The organism is Ruegeria sp. BG10 (assembly GCF_056538575.1).
This window is the reverse complement of record NZ_JBQFTI010000004.1, coordinates 131,040-150,736: the sequence shown is the minus strand read 5'-3', so window position 1 is coordinate 150,736 and position 19,697 is coordinate 131,040. Positions and strand designations below refer to the sequence as shown.

Sequence of the window (19,697 nt, the reverse complement as noted above, 5' to 3'; positions counted from 1 at the left end):
AGTTAACGATTTGGTGTTATTATGTACGAGGGATATGACAAACCGCTTCACCCGCCGCTGCAATGGAAAACGATGGAGTCCGAGGGGCGTGCGTTGGATGAGGCAAAGCTGGATTCGGCGATTGCCGATTTGCTGAGCGAAGAGGATCCGGACGAGCCTGAACCTGCAGCCGTGGCGCCTGTTACTCCGGCGGTGTTTCCTGAACTGCCCCGGCAAGAGGCGATGGACGAAGAGGACCTGCCGAAAGACTCCGGGCTGGCGGCCACACTGCGACAGAAATGGGCCGAGCTGCGCGGCGCAGCCTGAATCTCCGTTATTCAGAATGGAACAGCGCGACCTTTAGGGCGCGCCTTTGGCGATATAGCCACATCTTCTGAATATCGTCACCAGAGTGCAGATCGCATGTTGCCTGCGCGCCGGTCTCGCGCCTTCATTGCTGCCAAGGTAATGAAGCAAAGAGCGGTTGATGCCCGGCCCGAAACCAACCCCCGTTGAACCGGATCTTTCCCTGCCCAAAATTGTTGATGTTGTCGTCATAGGCGGCGGAATCATCGGTGCGGCCACCGCCCTGGAACTGTCTGAGCGGGGGTTGACCGTACTGTTGTGCGAGAAGGGTCAGATTGGGGGCGAGCAGAGCTCTCGCAACTGGGGGTGGGTGCGTCTGGGAATGCGCGACCCGCGGGAAATCCCGCTAATGGCCGAGGCGCTGAGTATTTGGCAGGGGCTGGACCAGCGCATCGGGCGCAGAACGGGTTACACCCGCTCGGGCATATTGTTTGGCGCTTCTACCGACAGGGACAGGGCCAAACTTGATCGTTGGCTGCGGAATGTGGACGGGATGCAAACCGGTGCTAAAATCGTATCTGGGTCCGAGTTGGAGGCATTGATCCCGGACAACCGTACCGGCCTCAAGTCCGCCCTGCACATGCCCCGGGACGGTCGTGCAGAACCACAATGGGCGGCCCCGGCGATTGCCGAGGCGGCACGCGACAGAGGTGCCGTTCTGATGACTAATTGCGCTGTGCGCAGTTTGGATATCCAGAATGACCGCATCGCCGGGGTGTTCACGGAACGCGGCCGTGTCACCTGCGATCGGGTGGTCCTGGCGGGTGGAGCCTGGTCTCGCCTGTTCGCCGGAAACGCGGGGATCGACCTGCCCCAACTGAAAGTGCTGAACACGGTGTTGCGCTCCTCACCCGCCGAAGGGCCGGAGACAGCCCTTTGGTCAGATGATTTTGCCATAAGAAAACGGGATGACGGCGGTTATACCATCGCCTCGGGGCACGGGAATGTCGTTGATATCGTTCCGGACAGTTTTCGGCTTTGCCTTCAGTTCCTGCCGGCCTTTTCGCAGGAGTGGAAATCCCTGCGGTTCCGGCTGTCGCGGCGCTGGGCGGAAGAGGCAGGGCAAGATCGAAGGTGGCTGCCCACCGATGTTACGCCATTTGAACATTGCCGCGTTCTTGATCCCGAACCGTCGCAAAAATTGCTGCGGCGGGCGTGGCGGCAGGCGCGGCGCGGTTTGCCGGTGCTTGAAAACGCCGAGATCGTGCAAAGCTGGGCAGGCCTGATTGACGTCACGCCGGACGCGATCCCGGTGATTTCCGGCGTGGATCATATTAAGGGCATGTTCATCGCAACCGGGTTTTCCGGCCACGGCTTTGGGATCGCCCCAGGCGCGGGCCGGTTGATGGCGGATCTGGTCACGGGAACTGCGCCGTGTGTCGATCCGGCCGCCTTCCGACTGTCGCGTTTTTCGGACGGCTCGAAAGTGCGGCCGGACGCGGGTTTCTGAGCTCGTCAGCCCATCATCTGATAGCTGACCGGAACAAAGCGGAAGCCGTCACCGCGGGTCTCCACGAAACCGGCTGCGGGGAAGGGCATGTGATATCCGATCATCGGCACTTTGTCGGCGGCCAGCATCCCCAGCACGTTGCGCCGGGATGCGGTGGCGGCGGCCTTGTCCATGTCGAACCGCACCTCCCATTCCGGATGCGCGAACGACCAGACATAGTGATTGGCCAGATCCGCCGTCAGAACCAGCCGCTGTCCGTTGCTTTCAAGGTGATAAACCGTATGCCCGGGCGTGTGCCCATAAGCGGCCACAGCAGTGATTCCCGGTGCCACAGTGCCGCCATCTTCGACAAATGTCATTTTCTCGGCCAGCGGAGTAACCTTGGCTGCGACCAGATCGCCGACGCGGTTGCCTGCATCCTGTGCCGCCCAGAAATCATACTCAGGCGATGCGGTCACATAGCGCGCATTCGCGAAGGTTGGCGCGTCATTTGTAGTCATGCCGCCAATGTGGTCGGGATGCATGTGGGTGATGACGACCACGTCGATCTGGTCCGGGGATACGCCAGCGTCCGCCAGCGCGGCCTGAATTCCGCCTTGCCCCAGCCCGGTGTCGAACAGGACCAGTTCGGACCCGGTATGAACCAGCGTGGGCGTGAAGAAGAATTGCGCGACATCCGGTGAGATGAAGTTGTCCGCCGAAACCCGGGCAAAGTCCTCGTCCGAGGCGCCCCCGCCAAAGATCTCCTTTGCGCCGTCGCGCGGCAGGCTGCCATCCAGCAACGTGGTGACGGTGAAATCGCCCAAGGTGAAGGATTTGGCGATGGTCGAATTGGCCTTGGCTTCGGCTCCGGCCGCCAGAACCGGCGAAGCTGCTGTGGCAAACGGTAATGCCGCAGCGGTTCCCAGTGCCGCACGGCGTGTCAGTTTCATAGTCATTTTGGTTCTCCCTGTCAGAACACACTTGCAAGACGTAGGTCGGCGCGAGTCTCTTACCAGTTATACCCTCTTGAAACGGGCTGCGTGGATGAACATTCCGTGTTAATTCTTGTCTATGGCCCGATCCGGAAACAAGACAGTTCCCACCGGACAAAGCGTGGATGACTTTCTGACGGCTGTCCAGCCGGCGGGGAAGGCCGCCGACGCGCGGAGGTTGGATACCCTATTTCGAGAGGTGACGGGGTTTTCCCCTGTGATGTGGGGGCCTTCAATCGTGGGCTACGGGCGCTATCACTATCGCTACAAATCCGGGCGCGAGGGCGAGTTTCTGGCGACGGGATTTTCTCCGCGAAAGACTGCGCTGTCGATTTACATCATGCCCGGCTATGCGGATTTCGCGGATATCCTGAGCCGGCTGGGCAAGCACAAGCTGGGTAAGTCCTGCCTGTATGTGAACAAGCTGGCGGATATCGAACTGGACGTCTTGTCGGAACTGATCCGCGCCGGGCTGAAAGACCTTGATCGGCACTGGCCGGTCGAGCCGAGTTGAAACCCCTGCTGGACAAAATCGCGCCTTTGTGACAAGAGCCGCGCCAACAGGAGAACTCCATGACCACCACCCGTTTTGCCCCGTCGCCCACCGGTTACATCCATGTGGGCAACCTGCGCACCGCCCTGATGAACTATCTGATCGCCCGCAAGGCGGGCGGCACGTTCATCCTGCGCATTGACGACACCGATCCCGAGCGGTCGAAAGAAGAATATGTCGACGCCATCAAGCAGGATATGGAGTGGCTGGGCCTGCACTGGGACCGGATCGAGCGTCAGTCGGACAGGCTGGACCGCTATGCCGAGGCCGCTGACAAGCTGCGTGAAATGGGCCGCTTCTATGAGGCGTTCGAGACGCCGACCGAGCTGGACCTCAAGCGCAAGAAGCAACTGAACATGGGCAAACCACCGGTCTATGACCGCGCGGCGCTGAACCTCAGCGATGCCGAGAAAGAGGCCCTGCGCGCCGAGCGTGGCAATGGCGTCTGGCGTTTCAAGCTGGATCATGAGCGGATCGAGTGGACCGATGGAATTCTGGGCGACATTTCTATCGACGCGGCATCAGTATCCGATCCGGTGCTGATCCGGGGCGATGGTCAGGTTCTTTATACGATTGCGTCTGTGGTTGACGATACCGAAATGGGCGTGACCGACGTCGTGCGCGGCTCGGACCACGTGACCAACACGGCAACGCAGATTCAGATCATCGAAGCGCTGGGCGGTCAGTGTCCGCGCTTCGCCCACCATTCTCTGCTGACGGGTCCACAGGGAGAGGCGCTGTCGAAACGTTTGGGCACTCTGGCCTTGCGCGATCTGCGTGAACAGGGTGTGCAGCCGATGGCATTGCTGAGCCTGATGGCGCGTCTTGGGTCGTCTGATCCGGTTGAGCAGCGTGCGGACATGGCCGAGCTGATCGAAGGATTCGATGTCAGCCGTTTCGGCGCGGCGCCGACCAAGTTCGACGTTCAGGACCTGTTCCCGCTAACCGCGAAACACCTACAATCGCTGTCTCTGGCGGAGGTGTCCGAGGCGGTGTCCGAGGCGGGTGTGCCTGCGGATCTGGCCGAGCCGTTCTGGGCGATGGCACGCGAGAACATCACCACTCTGGGTGACCTCAAAGGCTGGTGGGAACTGTGCCGCGACGGTGCCGAACCCCTGATCGCCGAAGAGGATCGCGACTTCATCGCTGAGGCTGTGGCTCTGTTACCCGAAGGCCCGTTCGACGGCGAGACCTGGGGCAAATGGACGAGCGCGGTGAAAGAGGCAACCGGGCGAAAAGGCAAGGGCCTGTTCATGCCGCTGCGCAAGGCGCTGACCGGTATGGAGCGCGGACCCGAAATGGCAGCCCTGCTGCCGCTGTTGCAGGTTATCCGCGCCCGGGACTGACCGGCACAACATCAGATTTGGAACAGGCGGGGCCCGGTAGCCCCGCCTTTTTCTATGCAGTCAGCACAAAGCGCGCCGAGATACGGCGCAGACGGTCATCGACGAATTCCGTCTCGGTGGGTTTGAGTTGTTGGTGACGCGGGTATCGGGGTTCCGCGCGGTCATTCAGGATCGGGGCGTCCCAGCCATCGGTGGTGGCAAAGAACCGATCCGCACCGCTGGGTCCGAAGGCGCGCAGATAGCCCTGCACGACCACGTCGATGTAACTCAGCAACAGCGGGTGGCGGTCGGTCGGTTCGGTATGTCTGCCCTGCGGAACTGCATACACCGCAATCTCGACCTCATGCGTCAGGGGATGGGTCACCTCTTGCGTTGCGGCGATGCGGTCATAGGCCCATTCCCGTTCGTCCAGCGCCGCCCAGTCGTTTTTGGGGACATGGGCAATCATGCCGTCGATCTCGGACTCTGCGTCCGGAACCGCCGTCAGAAAGGCGACCGGGCGCAGGTCGGTGTGACGCCACGCGCGCCGCCATCCCTTCAGTCGCGCGGGGCGCGGGTCGGGAAAATCATGGGTCGAGAGGTTCACCAGGCTGCCATAGCCAAAGAAATAAGGGTCTGCCATGCGCAACCGCGTCCTTTTGTGACGATTGATGTATGTCAAACCGCTTTTTTGCCGGACATGCAATAAGGTCGCATCTTGAAATTTGGGAGGTCTCGATGAGGATTACCAAACGGACAAATATTGCGGTGCGTTTGCTGATGTATTGCGCCGCGCATCAGGATCGGCTGGTGACGAAATCCGAGATAGCCGATGTGTGCAACATTTCGGAAAACCATCTGGCTCAGGTGATCAACCAACTGAGCCAGTTGAACTATCTCAGTACCCAACGGGGTCGCAACGGCGGCATGACGTTGGCGCGGCCCGCTGATCAGATCCGCATCGGGTCGGTTTTCCGGCATGTCGAGGGCAATTTGCCTATAGCCGAGTGCTTTGCGGATGCGGATAACACCTGCCCGCTGACGGATGCCTGCCGTTTGCGGCTGGCGCTGCGGGACGCAGCCGAAGTGTTCTATGCCTCGCTGGACGAAATCACGCTGGATGCTCTGGTCTGCGACAACGATCAGCTTTTGCGGATTCTGCAACCGGTCGCCTGCACACGCTCGGCCTAGTCGCTTGCACGCAGAATGCGGGCCGGCCGAACGGCCAGCGGGCGCAGCGCGAACAGCAGTCCGGCACCCAGTGTCACCAGGATACCGGCCAGAACGATGCCAAGGGCCGAGGGCCAGATGATCGCAAACTGCGTGTCGAAGATATAAGTGGCCACGGCCCACCCGCCCAGAATACCGGTCAGCAGCGCCACGCATCCGGCTGCGGCACCCAGAAGGATCGCGCGCAGCGCGAAGCTGAGCAAAATTCGCCGCCTGTCCGCCCCCAGCGTTTTCAGGATCGACGCTTCGTACCGGCGTGCAGGCTCACCTGCGGCGGCGGCACCGATCAGAACCAGAAACCCGGTCAGCAGGGAAACACCCGCACCATAAGTTGTTGCTGCCGCCAGACCGGCCAGCAATCCGGATACCCGGTCAATCGCGTCCCGCACGCGGATCGCGGTTATGTTCGGAAACCGGCCCGCAAGGTCCCGCAGAATTGCCGCCTCGGCCTGTTCTTCGGCATAGACGGTTGCGATGAAACTGTGCGGGGCACCGGCCAGAGCAGACGGGTTCATCGACATGATGAACCCCATCCCGGCAGTCGAAAAGTCGACCTCGCGCAGGGATGTGAGTTCGGCGGTGATATCGCGCCCCAGAATGTTCACGGTCAGCTCATCGCCCAGCTTCAGGCCCATTTCCTCCGCCTCTTCCGCGGCGAAGCTGACCTGTGGTGTGCCGGAGTACTCTTCGGACCACCACGCACCCGCCGTGATGCGGGCATTGTCCGGGGGCAGGGCAGAATAGGTAACGCCGCGATCCCCGTCCAGAACCCAATGGTCGCCGGCCACGTCCCGCGCCGGCTGACCGTTGATCCGGGTGATGATGCCGCGCAGCATCGGTGCGCTCTCGATCCGGCTGACTGCCGGGTCGGATTCAAGCCTTTCGGTGAAGCCGGGCATCTGGTCCTTCTGAATATCGACGAAGAAATAGGATGGGGCGACATCGGGCAGGTTCCCGGAAATCGCGTTGCGCAAGGTTCCGTCGATCTGACCGACCGCCGCCAGAACCGAAAGCCCCAGCCCCAGAGACAACACCACCGAAGCCGCGCCTTCCTTTGGATCGGAAATGGCCGACACCGCCCATCGCAGCGCAGGACGCCCACGCGTTGACGGCGCGATTGCGCGGGCCAGCCGGCGGATGGCAAATGCCGACAGGGACAGCAACAGCAAAGCCCCGGCCAACCCGCCACTGGTCCACAGCGTCAGCCGGGTCGAGCCGCTGAACCACGCCGCCGCAGCGACCAGCAAGGTCAACCCAAGGGCTGTCGCGGCAACATAGATGCCTCTTGGAACAGACCGTGCGGATGTCAGCGCGTCGCGGAACAGGGTCGCTGCGCGAACCTCTTCGGTCCGGGCGAGGGGCCAGAGCGTGAACAGAAACGCCGTGAGAACGCCGTAAATGGCGGCTTCGGCCAAAGGACGGGGGTATAGCGTAAAAACTGCCGGTACGGGCAGTTGTGCTTCGATCAGCGGGGCCAGCAGCAGGGGCAAAATTCCGCCAAGGGCGAGGCCGATAAGGATGCCTGTTGCCGACAGAATGCCGATCTGAATCAGATAGGTCTGAAAAATCGTCGCCCTGTCCGCACCCAAGGTCCGCAACGTCGCGATGGTTTCGGTCTTCTGCGACAGATAGGCTCGGACCGCTGCCGACACGCCAATACCCCCGACCGCCAGACCAGACAGCCCAACCAGGACAAGAAAGGCACTGAGACGGGTGACAAACTCGGCTATACCGGGCGCGCCGTTACGGGCGTCGGTCCAGCGCATGCCAGTGCCGTCAAAACTCTGTTCCGCCTCGGATGACAATCTTTGCAGATCGGCACCCGGGGCAAGATCCAGACGGTATTTGGTGGAAAACAGCGTTCCCGGCGCCAAAAGGCCGGAAGCCTCAAGATCGTTGGTCCGGACCAGAGTACGCGGGCCCAATCCGAAACCGTCCGCGGCCCCGTCCGGTTCGTGTATCAGCGCTGCGGTCAGCACAAACTCTTGTTCCCCAAGGGAAAAGCGGTCGCCAACTGAAAGGTCCAGCCGGTCTATCAAGGTGGGGTCCATTACCGCGCCCGGCAGACCCTGCGCCCCGTCAAAAGCAGTGGAAAGCGGTTGTTCGGGGCTCAGTTCGACCGTTCCCAGCAAGGGATAGGTGTCATCGACGGATTTCACCTGTGTCAGTGCGCGTTCGGGCTGTCCATCCTTGAGGGCAACCGCCATCGAGCGGAAATCGACCACTTCGGAGACGTCCTCGGCGGTGTCTTCCATCCATTCGCGTTCCTCTGCGGTGGCAAAACGGTAGGTAAATTCCAACTGCGCGTCACCGCCCAGCAGAGACGCCCCCTCTTGCGTCAGCCCGGTTTGGATCGCGGTGCGAACCGATCCGACAGCGGCGATGGCTGCAACGCCCAGTGCAAGGCAGGCAAGCAGAACGCGAAAGCCGCGCAAACCGCCCCGCAATTCCCGGCGGGCCAGCCGCCCGGCCAGACGCAGGCTCATTCCGCCGCCTCTTGTTGGGTGTCATCCGAAATCCGCCCGTCCCGCAACCGGACCACCCGATCACATCGCTGGGCCAGGCGGTGGCTGTGGGTCACCAGAACCAGTGTCGCGCCATGCCTGTCGCGGAGACCGAACAGCAGATCGACAATGGCGGCTCCGTTGGTTTCGTCCAGATTTCCGGTCGGCTCATCCGCCAGCAGGATCTGCGGCCTTGGGGCCGAGGCGCGGGCCAGCGCCACCCGTTGCTGTTCGCCGCCGGACAATTGTGCGGGATAGTGATCCTGACGATGTGAAAGACCCACGGACTCCAGTTCCGTACGGGCGCGTTCAAACGCGTCCCCGTGCCCGGCCAGTTCCAGCGGGGTGGCAACATTTTCCAGCGCGGTCATGGTGGGAATCAGGTGAAAGTTCTGAAACACCACCCCCATCGCATTGCGTCTGAACCGGGCAAGCGCATCTTCGTCCATGTCGGTCAGGTCGTGGCCAAGGGCCGTGATCCTGCCACCTGTCGCCTGCTCCAAGCCGCCCATCAACATCAGCAGCGAAGATTTGCCGGACCCCGACGGCCCCACAAGCCCCAGCGTTTCACCTTTCGCGACATTCAGGTTGATGTCATGCAGGATATTCACCCGACCGGCATTGCCATCCAGCGACAAAGCGGCATTTTGGAGTGAAAGAACGGGTGTTGTCATAGGTCTATCCAAGCAGGAGCGGTCATTTGGGATATGGAGCAGTTCAGGTCTTGCGCAAGTCTTGGCTGGCGGTGCCGTTCGTGTTCTGCGGCTTTGCGGCCACAGCCGAGCAGGTTGTGATCGCGGCACTGGGGGATTCGCTGACGCAGGGATACGGATTGCCGGAACAGGATGGGTTCGTCCCCCAGATGGGCCGCTGGCTGGATGAAAACGGGGCGGAGGTGCGTTTGATCAATGCTGGGGTGTCGGGCGACACCACTGCGGGCGGGGCGGCCCGGATTGACTGGACCCTGACACCGGATATCGACGGGCTGATCGTCGCGCTGGGTGGGAACGACCTGCTGCGCGGCATTGATCCGGCTGTGTCGCGCGCAAACCTCGACGCGATCATCCAGGCCGCGCAGGCTTCGGATGTAAAAGTCCTGCTGGTCGGCATGCAGGCACCCGGGAATTACGGGGCAGGATACAAAAAGGCCTTTGACGCGATGTATCCGGATTTGGCGCGGCAGTACGAGACGGAATTCGCCCCCAGCTTTTTCTCAGGGCTGGCGGTAGGGGATGATCCGGATGCGGCCCGTCAATATATGCAACCAGACGGTATTCACCCGAACGCGCAAGGCGTGGCCCTGATTGTTCAGAATCTGGGCCCTTATGTTCTGAACCTGATAGAGGCTGCGGGGCAGTGATCACACAACGGTAACAACCGTTCCGATCGGCACCCGTTCATAAAGGTCGATGACATGCGAATTCAGCATCCGGATGCAGCCGTTTGATGCCGCGTGCCCGATGGTTTGCGGCTGAGTGGTGCCATGAATGCGGAAATACGTGTCGACACCGTTTTGAAACAGATACAGTGCGCGCGCACCCAGCGGGTTGTCGTCGCCGCCGGGCTGGACATAGTCGTTGTCCTTGAACCGGGCATAGGTGACGGGTTCCCGCTCGATCATTTCGTCAGTGGGGCGCCAGGTGGGCCATTCTTTCTTGACGTCGATCGTGGCGGTGCCGGTGAATTCCAGCCCGGCCTTTCCGACACCGCAGCCATAGCGGATCGCCTTGCGCGGCTCGGTCACGAAATACAGATAAAATGATCGCGGTACCACAAGCAACTGACCGGGCAGAAACTGCTTTTTGATCCGTACGAATTGTGGCGTGGGATCGTATTCGACAGCTTTCTTCTTAGCTATCGCAACGCCGGGCACAAGGCTCGCTGCTGCGGTTGCTGACAGGAATGTTCGGCGTGTGAGCATTGTGGGTCTCTTCAATACAACAGAAAAATCATAACCATAATGTCGGAATGATAACCGATCTGGTCAATCACCCGAGAAAAGTAACCCAAATGTGATGTAATCAACGGGACACACTGCCGCGCGTACTATGGCGGGCAATATCGTGTTTCAACAAAAAGGGTGGAGGAACCTCCACCCTTTCAACAGCTTAGGAAAGCTGGATGTTGTCGGCGCTTTCGCGGCCATCACGACCCGAGCGCAGTTCGTACGTGACTTTCTGGTTGTCGGCCAGGCCGGTGAGGCCCGACCGCTCAACGGCCGAAATATGTACGAAGATGTCTTTGCCGCCATCTTCGGGTGCGATAAAGCCGTAGCCTTTGGTGGTGTTGAACCATTTTACGGTGCCTGCGGGCATATCCGTTGTCTCCTAATTGGTGCTGCCCACGGGGTTGCGGCAGCCTGGCGTCGTCGTCCGGATCGAGAGACTGAGCGCCGGTGAAGGAGACAGCAGGTCGAAATAGAAAAACGTAAGCGCATCGCATATGGCATTGCCCGGGCTTGGAAACAAGAGTGTTTGCCAGCCCGGGTACCCCAATCGGCGCTTTTTCGTTCAAGGGTCAGAAGCCCCAGTAATCCACAATCGGCTTGAGAATGCGGTTCAGCTCATCCGCGGTTTCAGGTTTCAATTCGTTCTTCCACTGCCCGCTTTTGCCAGAACGTTTATGTTCAAGCTTTGGCGCGCCTTCACGAATTGGGCTTGCAAAATTGGCCAGTTTTTCAAGGCTTTCCGCGCTGAGCTCGATCTTCAGGTAGTCCGCGACCTTGCGCAGGAAGACGTCCGTCTCCTGAGAAAACTCGTTGTAACTTAAAATCAGCGCGTCGGGGACGGATTCTGCCAATTCCTGATATTCGGTGAACATCGGCACAATCCATTCTTGTGCTCTGCGCAAGACATACGCATCTATCCCTTCTACGGCGAGCTTCTCGCGTTGATCCAAAAACCGTTCACGCGCCTTCGAGTTCAAAGGTTCCGGGTGAGTGAAAGCCCATGAGTAGTAAGACGAAACCAGGACGTCTCGCGGGTCCCTGAAGAAGAACAGATGCTTAAAATTTTCTCTTCCGGGAAATTCAACCGGGAACCTTAAGGGCCCGTAGATTTCCCCGTATACGCGGAAAAGCACATCGTAATTGTCGGGCAAGAATTTTCTGATGTGTACGCCTGCCGAGTCAACCTGATCCCCTAGTTCCCAATAGGCGCTTGCGAAATTGTATGTTTCATAGTCACTTTGCCCCGCCAGTTCATCGAGCAGCACGGAAACAAATGTAGACGCGCATTTATGTGTGGTGAAGAAAAGTACGGATTGGCGTGACTTGGAACGTTCGTTCGCTTCAAGCACCCGTTTTTTGGCAGCGTCAAACAAGCCGACCTCGGGTTGCGAAACCATTGGCGGCTCAGAAACGGGTTTCTGGCTTACGTGTTTTTTTCCACCCAGCTTTTCGACCAGCTTTTTCACAGTTAACCTCGTATTTTTGGTGGGCCCGATCGGTTACTTGGTTCTATGACAGACCCACTGAATGGTGTTCATTGTGCTTTTCAGAACTTTGCAAAATATCTTTCAATTGTTTCGCCGGTTCGCACTGTTTTGACTTTAGGCGAAACGAACCTCGTGTTTCGCCTAGGTATTTGGGTTTGCGCGTCTTACTGCTCACAGATGTCCTCGAATGTGTATCCAAAGTACTCGATGTCATCCGCGAACATCTCGGAAACCAAGTCCCGGGTTTCCTTTGAGTAGAAATCCTGAAAGTTAGATTTCTGCGGTCGGGCGCTATTGATTTTCAGGGTTCCAAGCTCAGGACAGCCAATTCGCTCGCCTATTTCTGCAAGATCCTTTTCGCGATCTTCAAACCTGACGATTTTGTCGACGATGATTTCACCGTTTTCGTCAGTGATGAAGTCAAGATTGGACAGGCTGAGGGGGCGGTAGGTGAAAATCGTCGAACCCGGTGAGTTGCGTTCCTGGTGGATGAGCTTCACGAATTCGTCGAACGATCTTCCGTCCACCCCCGACGTGTTTTTCTGTAAATACATGTACAGAGAAAACATTCGTTCCCAGGGATTGCGAACCACGGTGAAAGTGAAAATCTCACTCCACAACCTGCTGCCGAGAATCTCCCGCATCTCGGTTGCGCACAGGTGATCGTCGAAAATCTGTTCGGTCGCCCTGTCCTTTTCGGGGATGTTGAGCTTGCCATGACCAATGCCAAACCTGTGGCCCAGTTGCGCACGAATTGACGAGGAAGAAGTTCGCGGGATATCGACAAACCAGAACCCGGTTTTTCGAATTTCATGCCGACCGGAAGCGAGCTTTATGCGGCGACTGATGGATCCCTTGTAACGGGTGAAAGCCCGGGCAAGGTCGGGCGCCAGAAGGTTGCGGACGTTCCGAAAGTCATCGGAGCGCTTTCCCATCCATCTTTTAGCCGCCCTAATCATCCGTTCGACCCTTCGCGAATGCTGTACATGGCATAGCCTTCTTCCGCTTATCAAAAAGCGTCAACGCATAGTCGTCATTGGCTATACATGCCGCTGCCGTCATCGTGCAAACTTCTTATGCTTTAACCGCTTCGGTTCAAGGGCGTCGGGGCCAAGGCGGCGTTTTTTGTCCTCTTCGTAGTCCTCGAAATTGCCCTCGAACCATTCTACATGGGCATCACCCTCGAAAGCCAGGATATGCGTGCAGATGCGGTCAAGGAAGAAGCGGTCGTGGCTGATGACCACGGCGCAGCCGGCGAAATCGACCAGGGCGTCTTCCAGTGCGCGCAGGGTTTCGACGTCTAGGTCGTTGGTCGGTTCGTCGAGCAGCAGTACGTTGCCGCCCTCTTTCAGCAGGCGGGCCATGTGGACGCGATTGCGCTCACCGCCTGAGAGCAGCGAGACCTTTTTCTGCTGATCTCCGCCCTTGAAGTTGAAGGACGAGCAATAGGCGCGGGAATTGACCTGCGCGTCGCCTAGCTGGATGATCTCGGCGCCGCCGGTGATCGCCTCCCACACGGTGTCGTTGTCTTTCAGGTCGTCGCGGGACTGGTCGACATAAGACAGCTCGACCGTGTCGCCCAGCGTTATGGAGCCGCTGTCGGGCTGTTCCTGGCCGGTGAGCATCTTGAAGAGCGTCGATTTACCTGCGCCGTTGGGGCCGATGACGCCGACGATGCCGCCCGGGGGCAGGGCGAAGTCCAGACCTTCGATCAGTTGCTTGTCACCCATGTGTTTCGACAGGCCCTCGACCTCGATCACTTTGCCGCCAAGGCGCTGGCCGTTCGGGATGACGATCTGGGCGCGGGTCAGCTTTTCGCGCTCGGACTGCTCGGCCAGCTCGTTATAGGCGTTGATCCGGGCCTTGGATTTGGCCTGACGGGCCTTCTGGCCCTGACGCATCCATTCCAGTTCGCGCTGCAGGGTCTTCTGCTTGGACTTGTCCTCGCGGGCTTCCTGCTCTAGCCGTTTGGCCTTTTGTTCCAGCCATGCGGAATAGTTGCCCTCGTAGGGGATACCGCGGCCCCGGTCGAGTTCGAGAATCCAGCCGGTGATGTCATCCAGGAAATAGCGGTCATGGGTGACGATCAGGATGGTGCCCTTGTAGTCGATCAGGTGCTGTTGCAGCCAGGCGATGGTTTCGGCGTCGAGGTGGTTGGTCGGTTCGTCCAAAAGCAGCATGTCGGGCGCTTCGAGCAGCAGTTTGCAGAGCGCCACACGGCGTTTCTCACCACCCGAGAGGTTGGCGATGTTGGCATCGTCCGGCGGGCAGCGCAGCGCCTCCATCGAGACGTCGATCTGGCTGTCGAGATCCCACAGGTTTTCCGCGTCGATCGCGTCCTGCAGGGTGGTCATTTCCTCCATCAGCTCGTCCGAGTAGTTCTCGGCGATCTCCATGGCGATTTCGTTGAAGCGGTCGACCTTGGCCTTTTTCGCGGCCACGCCCAGCATGACGTTTTCGCGCACGGTGAGCGATTCATCCAGCTTCGGTTCCTGCGGCAGGTATCCGACCTTGGCACCCTCAGCGGCCCAGGCCTCGCCGGTGAAGTCCTTGTCAAGACCCGCCATGATCTTCATCAGCGTCGATTTACCCGCGCCATTAACGCCGACGACACCAATTTTCACGCCGGGCAGAAAGCTCAGGTGGATGTTTTCAAAACACTTTTTGCCACCGGGATAGGTCTTGGAGACACCCTGCATGTGGTAGACATATTGATAGGCGGCCATGTCGTGTCCTTTGGCTCGGGGGAAATCGGGTTGGGACGCTTGATATCCAAGCGGGGCGGGCGGGGCAAGCTGGTGGTTTTGTGAATTTTCGGCGCGGACTGTCCGCGCTAGACTGCAATCATTTGGCAAGAGGCATGGTTTGTCTGAACTGGCACAGTTGATTGCAGGTTGGGCCAAGCCCGGCCGTCTGGCGTGGATCGGCGCGCGTCCGGCGCGACGGTCAGATATGATCGTTCTGGATAAGGCCGACGTCACCGATACCGGGCTGGAAGGTGATCGCAGTCGCGCCGGCAAGCGGGCGGTAACTTTGATTCAGAAGGAGCATCTGGCGGCCATTGCATCCTTTATGGGGCTTGGGTCCGTGAAGCCTGAGTTGTTGCGGCGCAATCTGGTCGTTTCGGGGATCAATCTTGCCGCACTCAAAGGGCGTGAGGTTCGCGTTGGAGGTGCCGTTCTGCGTCTTACGATCATCTGCGCGCCGTGCAGCCGGATGGAAGAGGTGCTGGGCCGGGGCGGATATTCTGCGGTGCGGCGGCATGGCGGCTGGTGCGCCGAGGTGGTGCAACCCGGTCAGGTTCGGCTGGGCGACGTGGTGCAACCTGTTGATTGACAACGCGCCGCAGTTCTGAACAACAGCAAAGGATGTTGCGAAGCGCCATACCATTTGCAAGGCCGGGGCAGGTCATCGGGCTGTTCGGGGGGTCCTTTGACCCTCCGCATCAGGGTCATGTGCATGTGACGCGTGAGGCGATGAAGGCGTTCGGGCTGGATCGGGTATGGTGGCTGGTTTCCCCGGGCAATCCGTTGAAACAACGCGGTCCCGCGCCGCTGCATCGGCGGATTGAGACGGCGAGAACCGTCATGCGCCATCCGCGTGTTGAGGTAACGGGTATCGAAACGCTGACTGGTACGCGGGCGACGGCGGACACTCTGATTGCGCTGCAACGACTTTATCCCAGGGTCAATTTCGTGTGGCTGATGGGGGCGGACAATCTGGCCCAATTCCACCTGTGGAAAGACTGGCGTTTGATCATGGATCGCGTACCGGTGGGTGTCGTCGCGCGCCCCGGCGACAGGATATCCGCCCGCATGTCGCCCGCAGCACGTATCTACGCGAGGTATCGCATTGACGGGCAGGCCCGTCATTTGCTGGGGCGGGCGCAGGCTCCGGCCTGGTGTTTTGTCAACGTGCCGATGGTTGATGTCAGCTCGACCGCGATCCGGACGCGCGGCGAATGGAACGACAGAGTGTTGCCTGAATAGCCCCCATGGGCGCATAATCGCTTTCAGTGGTTGTTTGGCTGTGATCTCTGGGATTTTAATTGACCCATGGTTGATCGTTTTTCGCGACGTCTATTTCTTTCCGGGCTTGGGGCCTCGATTATTGCGGGTCCGGCTGTGGCCGATGCTCCGTTGCAATCATTGCGCCCGCAGCTTCGCGGGCCACTGCCAAGCGGGGCCGAACGGCTGATACAAGCCGCCCGTTTGCCGGGTGAGGTTGCGTTTGCGGTGGCGGATGTCGACACCGGCCTGCGGTTGGAGACTTACGGCGATGGGCAGGGCTTGCCCCCGGCCAGTGTCGCCAAGGCGCTGACGGCCCTTTACGCGCTGGATGTTCTGGGACCAGAGTATCGGTTCCGGACCGCCCTGCTGGCTGACGGCCCGGTTGAAAACGGTATTCTGAAGGGCGACCTGATCCTTGCCGGAGGTGGCGACCCGCTGTTGGATACCGATGCTCTGGCCACGATGGCTGCCAACCTGCGCGAAGCGGGCATCACCGAGGTTCGCGGTGCCTTCAAGGTTTATGACGGGGCACTTCCCTATGTTTTCAGCATTGATCCCGGACAGCCGGATCATCTTGGGTACAGCCCGGCCATCAGTGGAATATCGCTGAATTTCAACCGCGTGCATTTTGAGTGGAAGCGCGCAGCGGCCAGCTATGCCGTTTCGCTTGATGCGCGCAGCGCGCGCTATACGCCAGCTGTGGATATGGCGTCGATGCGGATCGAAAGCCGAAAGCTGCCGATTTACACCTATCAGCCAAGCGCCAGGCAGGATCGCTGGACTGTGGCCAAGGGGGCATTGGGCAATGGTGGCGCGCGGTGGTTGCCGGTTCGCAAGCCCGCGCTATACGCGGGCGACGTATTTCGCACATTGGCCCGGTCGAACGGGATCGTGTTGGGGCGCGTTCAGATTACGCGACAAACCCCGCGGGGCGCCGAACTGGTCGTGCACCAAAGCGACCCGCTGGACAGCATTTTGCGCGGCATGCTGAAATATTCAACCAACGTCACAGCGGAAATGGTTGGGATGGCGGCGTCCAAGGCCCGCGGCGCGCCGGTGCAAAACCTCGCCGATTCCGCAGCTGAAATGAACCGCTGGGCAACCGAGACTTATGGTGTGCAGGGAATTGCGATGGTGGATCATTCGGGTCTTGGCGATGCGTCGCGCATGATGCCCGGGGATCTGGTCACGGCGCTGGTAGCGGCGAATAAATCCGGCGCTTTGCGACCGTTGCTGAAACAGTTCAACCTTGTCGACAGCAAGGGCCGCCCCGTAAAGGATCACCCGATCAAAGTGAAAGCCAAAACGGGCACTCTGAACTTTGTTTCGGGTCTGGGCGGTTTCATAACCACACCAGATGGATCAGAGCTGGCCTTTGCCATTTTCACCGCCGATGTCGATCACCGCGCCACAATTCCGCGCGCGCATCGTGAGCGTCCCGAAGGCGCGCGCAGTTGGAACAGCAGGTCACGCAAACTGCAGCGCGCGTTGATCGAACGCTGGGGGATGCTGGCCGGCAGCTGACCTCAGGTTGTGTGGCGCGCCCGCGCGCCCCGTTCGATCGCAGCGGCATGCAGGCGGTCGATGTTCAGCTCATACCGGATTTCTTCCAGCAGACGCAGTTCGGTTTCCGCAAGCGATCCGTCTGCGGCCGCGACATCGCAGGCCAGCGCATAGGCGGTTTCATTCAGGCGCTCTGGCAGGTTGTCCCGGATCAGGCCGAACAGAGCATCCAGGCCATCCTCTTGTTCGAACAGATCAAACACGGTCTGCGACACTCGCCGCGTGCGGTCGATGTCATATGCGGCAAAAACCGGCAGCATGTTGACCGCGCCCTCGATCTTGACCAGTTCGGCCGTGCGGATGGTTTCATCCGAGGCCGAGACCGCAACCATGATCGCAACAAGGCAATCCTGTGGGGACATCGGGTGAGGTACTTGTTCGGTCATGGTGTCGTCCTGATTGGGCTGTTCTGAGCGCGCACGATAGGAGGGCGGAAGCGCAGGTTCAACGGATTTTGGTCCCCGTTCCCCTAAAGAATTGGCAGCGGTCCCCGCGTTTTTGTCTGACGCAGCACGAAATTGCTGCGCGTGTCACGCACGAGGCCGGATTTCAGAAGCCGCTGCATTATGAAATGCTCAAGCTCTTCCGGAGTTCTGGCATAGACCTTCAGAATGAAATCATGGTCACCGGTGATTGAGGCACATTCGACGATCTGTGGCTCGGTCTCGATCAGCCGCAGGAACGAGGTGATGCTGTCTTCCTGATGATCACGCAACGCGACGTGGACATAGGCAATCGCGTCAAGCCCGACCGCCTTGGCCCGGACCTGAGCGGTATAGCCCGAGATTACCCCGACGGCTTCGAGATCCCGGACGCGCCGCCAGCATTGCGAAGCTGACAGGCCGGTTTTGTCGGCAAGGTCCTGCATCGACAGGCGTCCGTCGGACTGAAGCTCCTGCAGAATTGCGATATCGGCGGGTTGAAGCGTTTGTTTCATGAAAGATGATCCTGCGACATATGTTTGCCAAAATTCGTCGAATTTAACGGCAATCCAAACCAAAATAACCGGAGTTTAAGGGTAAAATAATCCTCACGGAGGAAAACCTGATGCCAAAATCCAGCAAATACGTCGCCAAGGTGGCCGATGAACGCGGCCATATCACCTATACGCCGGAGGAGGATGCGGTCTGGGCCGATCTCTATGCTGCACAGAAGGACAACGTGCAACGCTATATGGCGCGCGACTATCTTGCCGGGTTGGAAAGGCTGGACCTTCCGAAAACAACCGTGCCGTCCTGCGCGGATATCTCGGAACGGCTGTTGGACATGACCGGATGGCGGGTTCAGCCGGTGCCCGCGCTGATCGGGTTCAAGACCTTCTTCGGCATGCTGGCGGACCGGGTGTTTCCGGCCGCGTCCTTTATCCGGTCGCGCGAGGATTTCGACTATATCGAAGAGCCCGATATCTTTCATGAGATTTTCGGCCACACCCCGTTGCTGAGCGATCCGCGTTTTGCCGCCTTCAGCCATGCCATCGGAAAGGCAGGCGTGCAGGCGGGGGACAAGGACTATGCCTGGCTGATCCGGCTTTATTGGTTCTCGATCGAATTCGGGTTGCGCCGTCAGGACGGCGAGATCAAGGCGCTGGGGTCCGGGCTGGCATCCTCGCCAACGGAACTGGTGTACGCGGTTGAAAGTGATATCCCCGACCGCGACCCGTTCGATATCATGACCATCCTGCGCACGCCCTACCGGATCGATATGCACCAGATGGGTTATTTCGTGTTAAATGATCCAGAGGAACTTTTTGCCGCTGCCGAGCGTGACCTGCTGGGGGATGTGCGCCGTGCGCAGTCCCTTGGGCTGCTGCCGAACAAGTTCCCGGAAAAAGCAACCGCGGCGGAGTGATTGGATTATGACATTATCTGGAGAAACCTGCAGCCTGTCGGACCGGACCTGCGTGCCCTGTTCCGGCGGTGTCCCGGCCCTGACCCGAGACGAGGCTGATACCCATATGGCCGAACTCGCATCCGACTGGGAACTGGACGCAGACGCAAAAACGCTGCACCGGCATTACAAATTCAAGGGGTTTGCCAAGGCGACATATCTTGCAAATCTCTGTGCCTGGCTGGCCGACCAGCAAGGGCATCACCCTGACGTTTCCTTCGGGTGGGGCTATGTGGATGTAAAGCTGACCACGCACGAAATTGGCGGGCTCAGCGAGAATGACTTTATCTGGGCGGCCAAGCTGGATCAGTTGACCGGCTGAACCCGTTTCCCGTCAGGAAAAACAACGCGCTTTATTGACTCATGCTGCACCGGCACAATAGGAGGGGTCGGTCGGTTGCATGGGGCGGCCGAAGCTGTT

General features: G+C 59.5%; 22 protein-coding genes. 11 read left to right on the top strand and 11 right to left on the bottom strand.

Annotated elements, in window-relative coordinates:
* Positions 1-21: 21 nt before the first annotated feature.
* Positions 22-306 carry a hypothetical protein gene (locus ACR0D8_RS15955; RefSeq protein ID WP_475154343.1) on the top strand — a complete coding sequence of 95 codons (285 nt, stop codon included), beginning with the start codon at positions 22-24 and terminating at the stop codon, positions 304-306.
* A 160-nt stretch (positions 307-466) separates the two neighbouring features.
* The gene (locus ACR0D8_RS15950) at positions 467-1,795 is read left to right on the top strand and encodes an NAD(P)/FAD-dependent oxidoreductase (protein WP_480647971.1); all 1,329 of its coding nucleotides are present in this window, start codon (positions 467-469) and stop codon (positions 1,793-1,795) included.
* 5 nt (positions 1,796-1,800) lie between these two features.
* Here the strand turns inward: ACR0D8_RS15950 and ACR0D8_RS15945 are convergent, their stop codons facing one another.
* Entirely contained in the window at positions 1,801-2,733 is a 933-nt protein-coding gene (locus ACR0D8_RS15945) for an MBL fold metallo-hydrolase (protein WP_480647969.1), read from the bottom strand.
* A gap of 115 nt (positions 2,734-2,848) precedes the next feature.
* Here ACR0D8_RS15945 and ACR0D8_RS15940 point away from each other — a divergent pair, with 115 nt between their 5' ends.
* The gene (locus tag ACR0D8_RS15940) at positions 2,849-3,283 is read left to right on the top strand and encodes a DUF1801 domain-containing protein (protein WP_480647967.1); all 435 of its coding nucleotides are present in this window, start codon (positions 2,849-2,851) and stop codon (positions 3,281-3,283) included.
* Between the two features lie 59 nt (positions 3,284-3,342).
* On the top strand, positions 3,343-4,668 hold the full coding sequence (gltX, locus tag ACR0D8_RS15935; RefSeq protein ID WP_480647965.1) for a glutamate--tRNA ligase: 1,326 nt from the start codon (positions 3,343-3,345) through the stop codon (positions 4,666-4,668).
* Between the two features lie 52 nt (positions 4,669-4,720).
* On the opposite strand, the gene ACR0D8_RS15930 is transcribed toward gltX, so the two are convergent.
* The gene (locus tag ACR0D8_RS15930) at positions 4,721-5,290 is read right to left on the bottom strand and encodes a gamma-glutamylcyclotransferase family protein (protein ID WP_475154320.1); all 570 of its coding nucleotides are present in this window, start codon (positions 5,288-5,290) and stop codon (positions 4,721-4,723) included.
* Positions 5,291-5,385: 95 nt separating this feature from the next.
* Between ACR0D8_RS15930 and ACR0D8_RS15925 the strand changes: the two genes are divergently transcribed.
* Positions 5,386-5,838: an RrF2 family transcriptional regulator gene (locus ACR0D8_RS15925; protein WP_480647963.1), complete on the top strand. Its 453-nt coding sequence runs from the start codon at positions 5,386-5,388 to the stop codon at positions 5,836-5,838.
* Here the strand turns inward: ACR0D8_RS15925 and ACR0D8_RS15920 are convergent.
* Positions 5,835-8,363: an ABC transporter permease gene (locus tag ACR0D8_RS15920; RefSeq protein WP_480647961.1), complete on the bottom strand. Its 2,529-nt coding sequence runs from the start codon at positions 8,361-8,363 to the stop codon at positions 5,835-5,837. The two genes, ACR0D8_RS15925 and ACR0D8_RS15920, sit on opposite strands and share 4 nt — an antisense overlap.
* Entirely contained in the window at positions 8,360-9,055 is a 696-nt protein-coding gene (locus tag ACR0D8_RS15915; RefSeq protein ID WP_480647959.1) for an ABC transporter ATP-binding protein, read from the bottom strand. The genes ACR0D8_RS15920 and ACR0D8_RS15915 overlap by 4 nt, the downstream gene beginning before the upstream one ends.
* Before the next feature lie 50 nt (positions 9,056-9,105).
* Here ACR0D8_RS15915 and ACR0D8_RS15910 point away from each other — a divergent pair, with 50 nt between their 5' ends.
* Complete coding sequence (locus tag ACR0D8_RS15910) at positions 9,106-9,741, top strand: arylesterase (RefSeq protein ID WP_480647957.1); 636 nt, start codon at positions 9,106-9,108, stop codon at positions 9,739-9,741.
* Here ACR0D8_RS15910 and ACR0D8_RS15905 read toward each other — a convergent pair whose 3' ends face one another.
* From ACR0D8_RS15905 to ettA, 5 genes are all read right to left on the bottom strand, one after another.
* A complete protein-coding gene (locus ACR0D8_RS15905; protein ID WP_480647956.1) occupies positions 9,742-10,302 on the bottom strand; it encodes a L,D-transpeptidase in 561 nt (186 codons plus the stop codon).
* A gap of 187 nt (positions 10,303-10,489) precedes the next feature.
* A complete protein-coding gene (locus tag ACR0D8_RS15900) occupies positions 10,490-10,696 on the bottom strand; it encodes a cold-shock protein (protein WP_475154304.1) in 207 nt (68 codons plus the stop codon).
* 202 nt (positions 10,697-10,898) lie between these two features.
* Positions 10,899-11,795: a sulfotransferase domain-containing protein gene (locus ACR0D8_RS15895; RefSeq protein ID WP_480647954.1), complete on the bottom strand. Its 897-nt coding sequence runs from the start codon at positions 11,793-11,795 to the stop codon at positions 10,899-10,901.
* Positions 11,796-11,980: 185 nt separating this feature from the next.
* Entirely contained in the window at positions 11,981-12,751 is a 771-nt protein-coding gene (locus ACR0D8_RS15890) for a sulfotransferase family 2 domain-containing protein (RefSeq protein ID WP_480647953.1), read from the bottom strand.
* A gap of 123 nt (positions 12,752-12,874) precedes the next feature.
* Positions 12,875-14,542 (bottom strand): energy-dependent translational throttle protein EttA, encoded by a 1,668-nt coding sequence (gene ettA / locus ACR0D8_RS15885; protein ID WP_480647951.1) that lies wholly within the window; start codon positions 14,540-14,542, stop codon positions 12,875-12,877.
* A gap of 139 nt (positions 14,543-14,681) precedes the next feature.
* Here ettA and ACR0D8_RS15880 point away from each other — a divergent pair, with 139 nt between their 5' ends.
* The 3 genes from ACR0D8_RS15880 to dacB all read left to right on the top strand — a co-directional run bounded on the left by ACR0D8_RS15880 (position 14,682) and on the right by dacB (position 17,350).
* Entirely contained in the window at positions 14,682-15,152 is a 471-nt protein-coding gene (locus ACR0D8_RS15880; RefSeq protein ID WP_480647950.1) for an MOSC domain-containing protein, read from the top strand.
* 32 nt (positions 15,153-15,184) lie between these two features.
* A complete protein-coding gene (locus ACR0D8_RS15875) occupies positions 15,185-15,805 on the top strand; it encodes a nicotinate-nucleotide adenylyltransferase (RefSeq protein ID WP_480647948.1) in 621 nt (206 codons plus the stop codon).
* A 66-nt stretch (positions 15,806-15,871) separates the two neighbouring features.
* Positions 15,872-17,350 carry a D-alanyl-D-alanine carboxypeptidase/D-alanyl-D-alanine endopeptidase gene (dacB, locus tag ACR0D8_RS15870; protein ID WP_480647946.1) on the top strand — a complete coding sequence of 493 codons (1,479 nt, stop codon included), beginning with the start codon at positions 15,872-15,874 and terminating at the stop codon, positions 17,348-17,350.
* Positions 17,351-17,352: 2 nt separating this feature from the next.
* On the opposite strand, the gene ACR0D8_RS15865 is transcribed toward dacB, so the two are convergent.
* Complete coding sequence (locus ACR0D8_RS15865; RefSeq protein ID WP_475154275.1) at positions 17,353-17,775, bottom strand: tellurite resistance TerB family protein; 423 nt, start codon at positions 17,773-17,775, stop codon at positions 17,353-17,355.
* A gap of 83 nt (positions 17,776-17,858) precedes the next feature.
* On the bottom strand, positions 17,859-18,326 hold the full coding sequence (locus ACR0D8_RS15860; RefSeq protein WP_480647944.1) for an Lrp/AsnC family transcriptional regulator: 468 nt from the start codon (positions 18,324-18,326) through the stop codon (positions 17,859-17,861).
* A 110-nt stretch (positions 18,327-18,436) separates the two neighbouring features.
* On the opposite strand from ACR0D8_RS15860, the gene phhA reads away from it, so the two are divergent.
* Both phhA and ACR0D8_RS15850 read left to right on the top strand, forming a co-directional pair.
* The gene (gene phhA, locus ACR0D8_RS15855) at positions 18,437-19,237 is read left to right on the top strand and encodes a phenylalanine 4-monooxygenase (protein WP_480647942.1); all 801 of its coding nucleotides are present in this window, start codon (positions 18,437-18,439) and stop codon (positions 19,235-19,237) included.
* Positions 19,238-19,244: 7 nt separating this feature from the next.
* Positions 19,245-19,598 (top strand): 4a-hydroxytetrahydrobiopterin dehydratase, encoded by a 354-nt coding sequence (locus tag ACR0D8_RS15850; RefSeq protein ID WP_475154258.1) that lies wholly within the window; start codon positions 19,245-19,247, stop codon positions 19,596-19,598.
* Positions 19,599-19,697 lie beyond the last annotated feature (99 nt).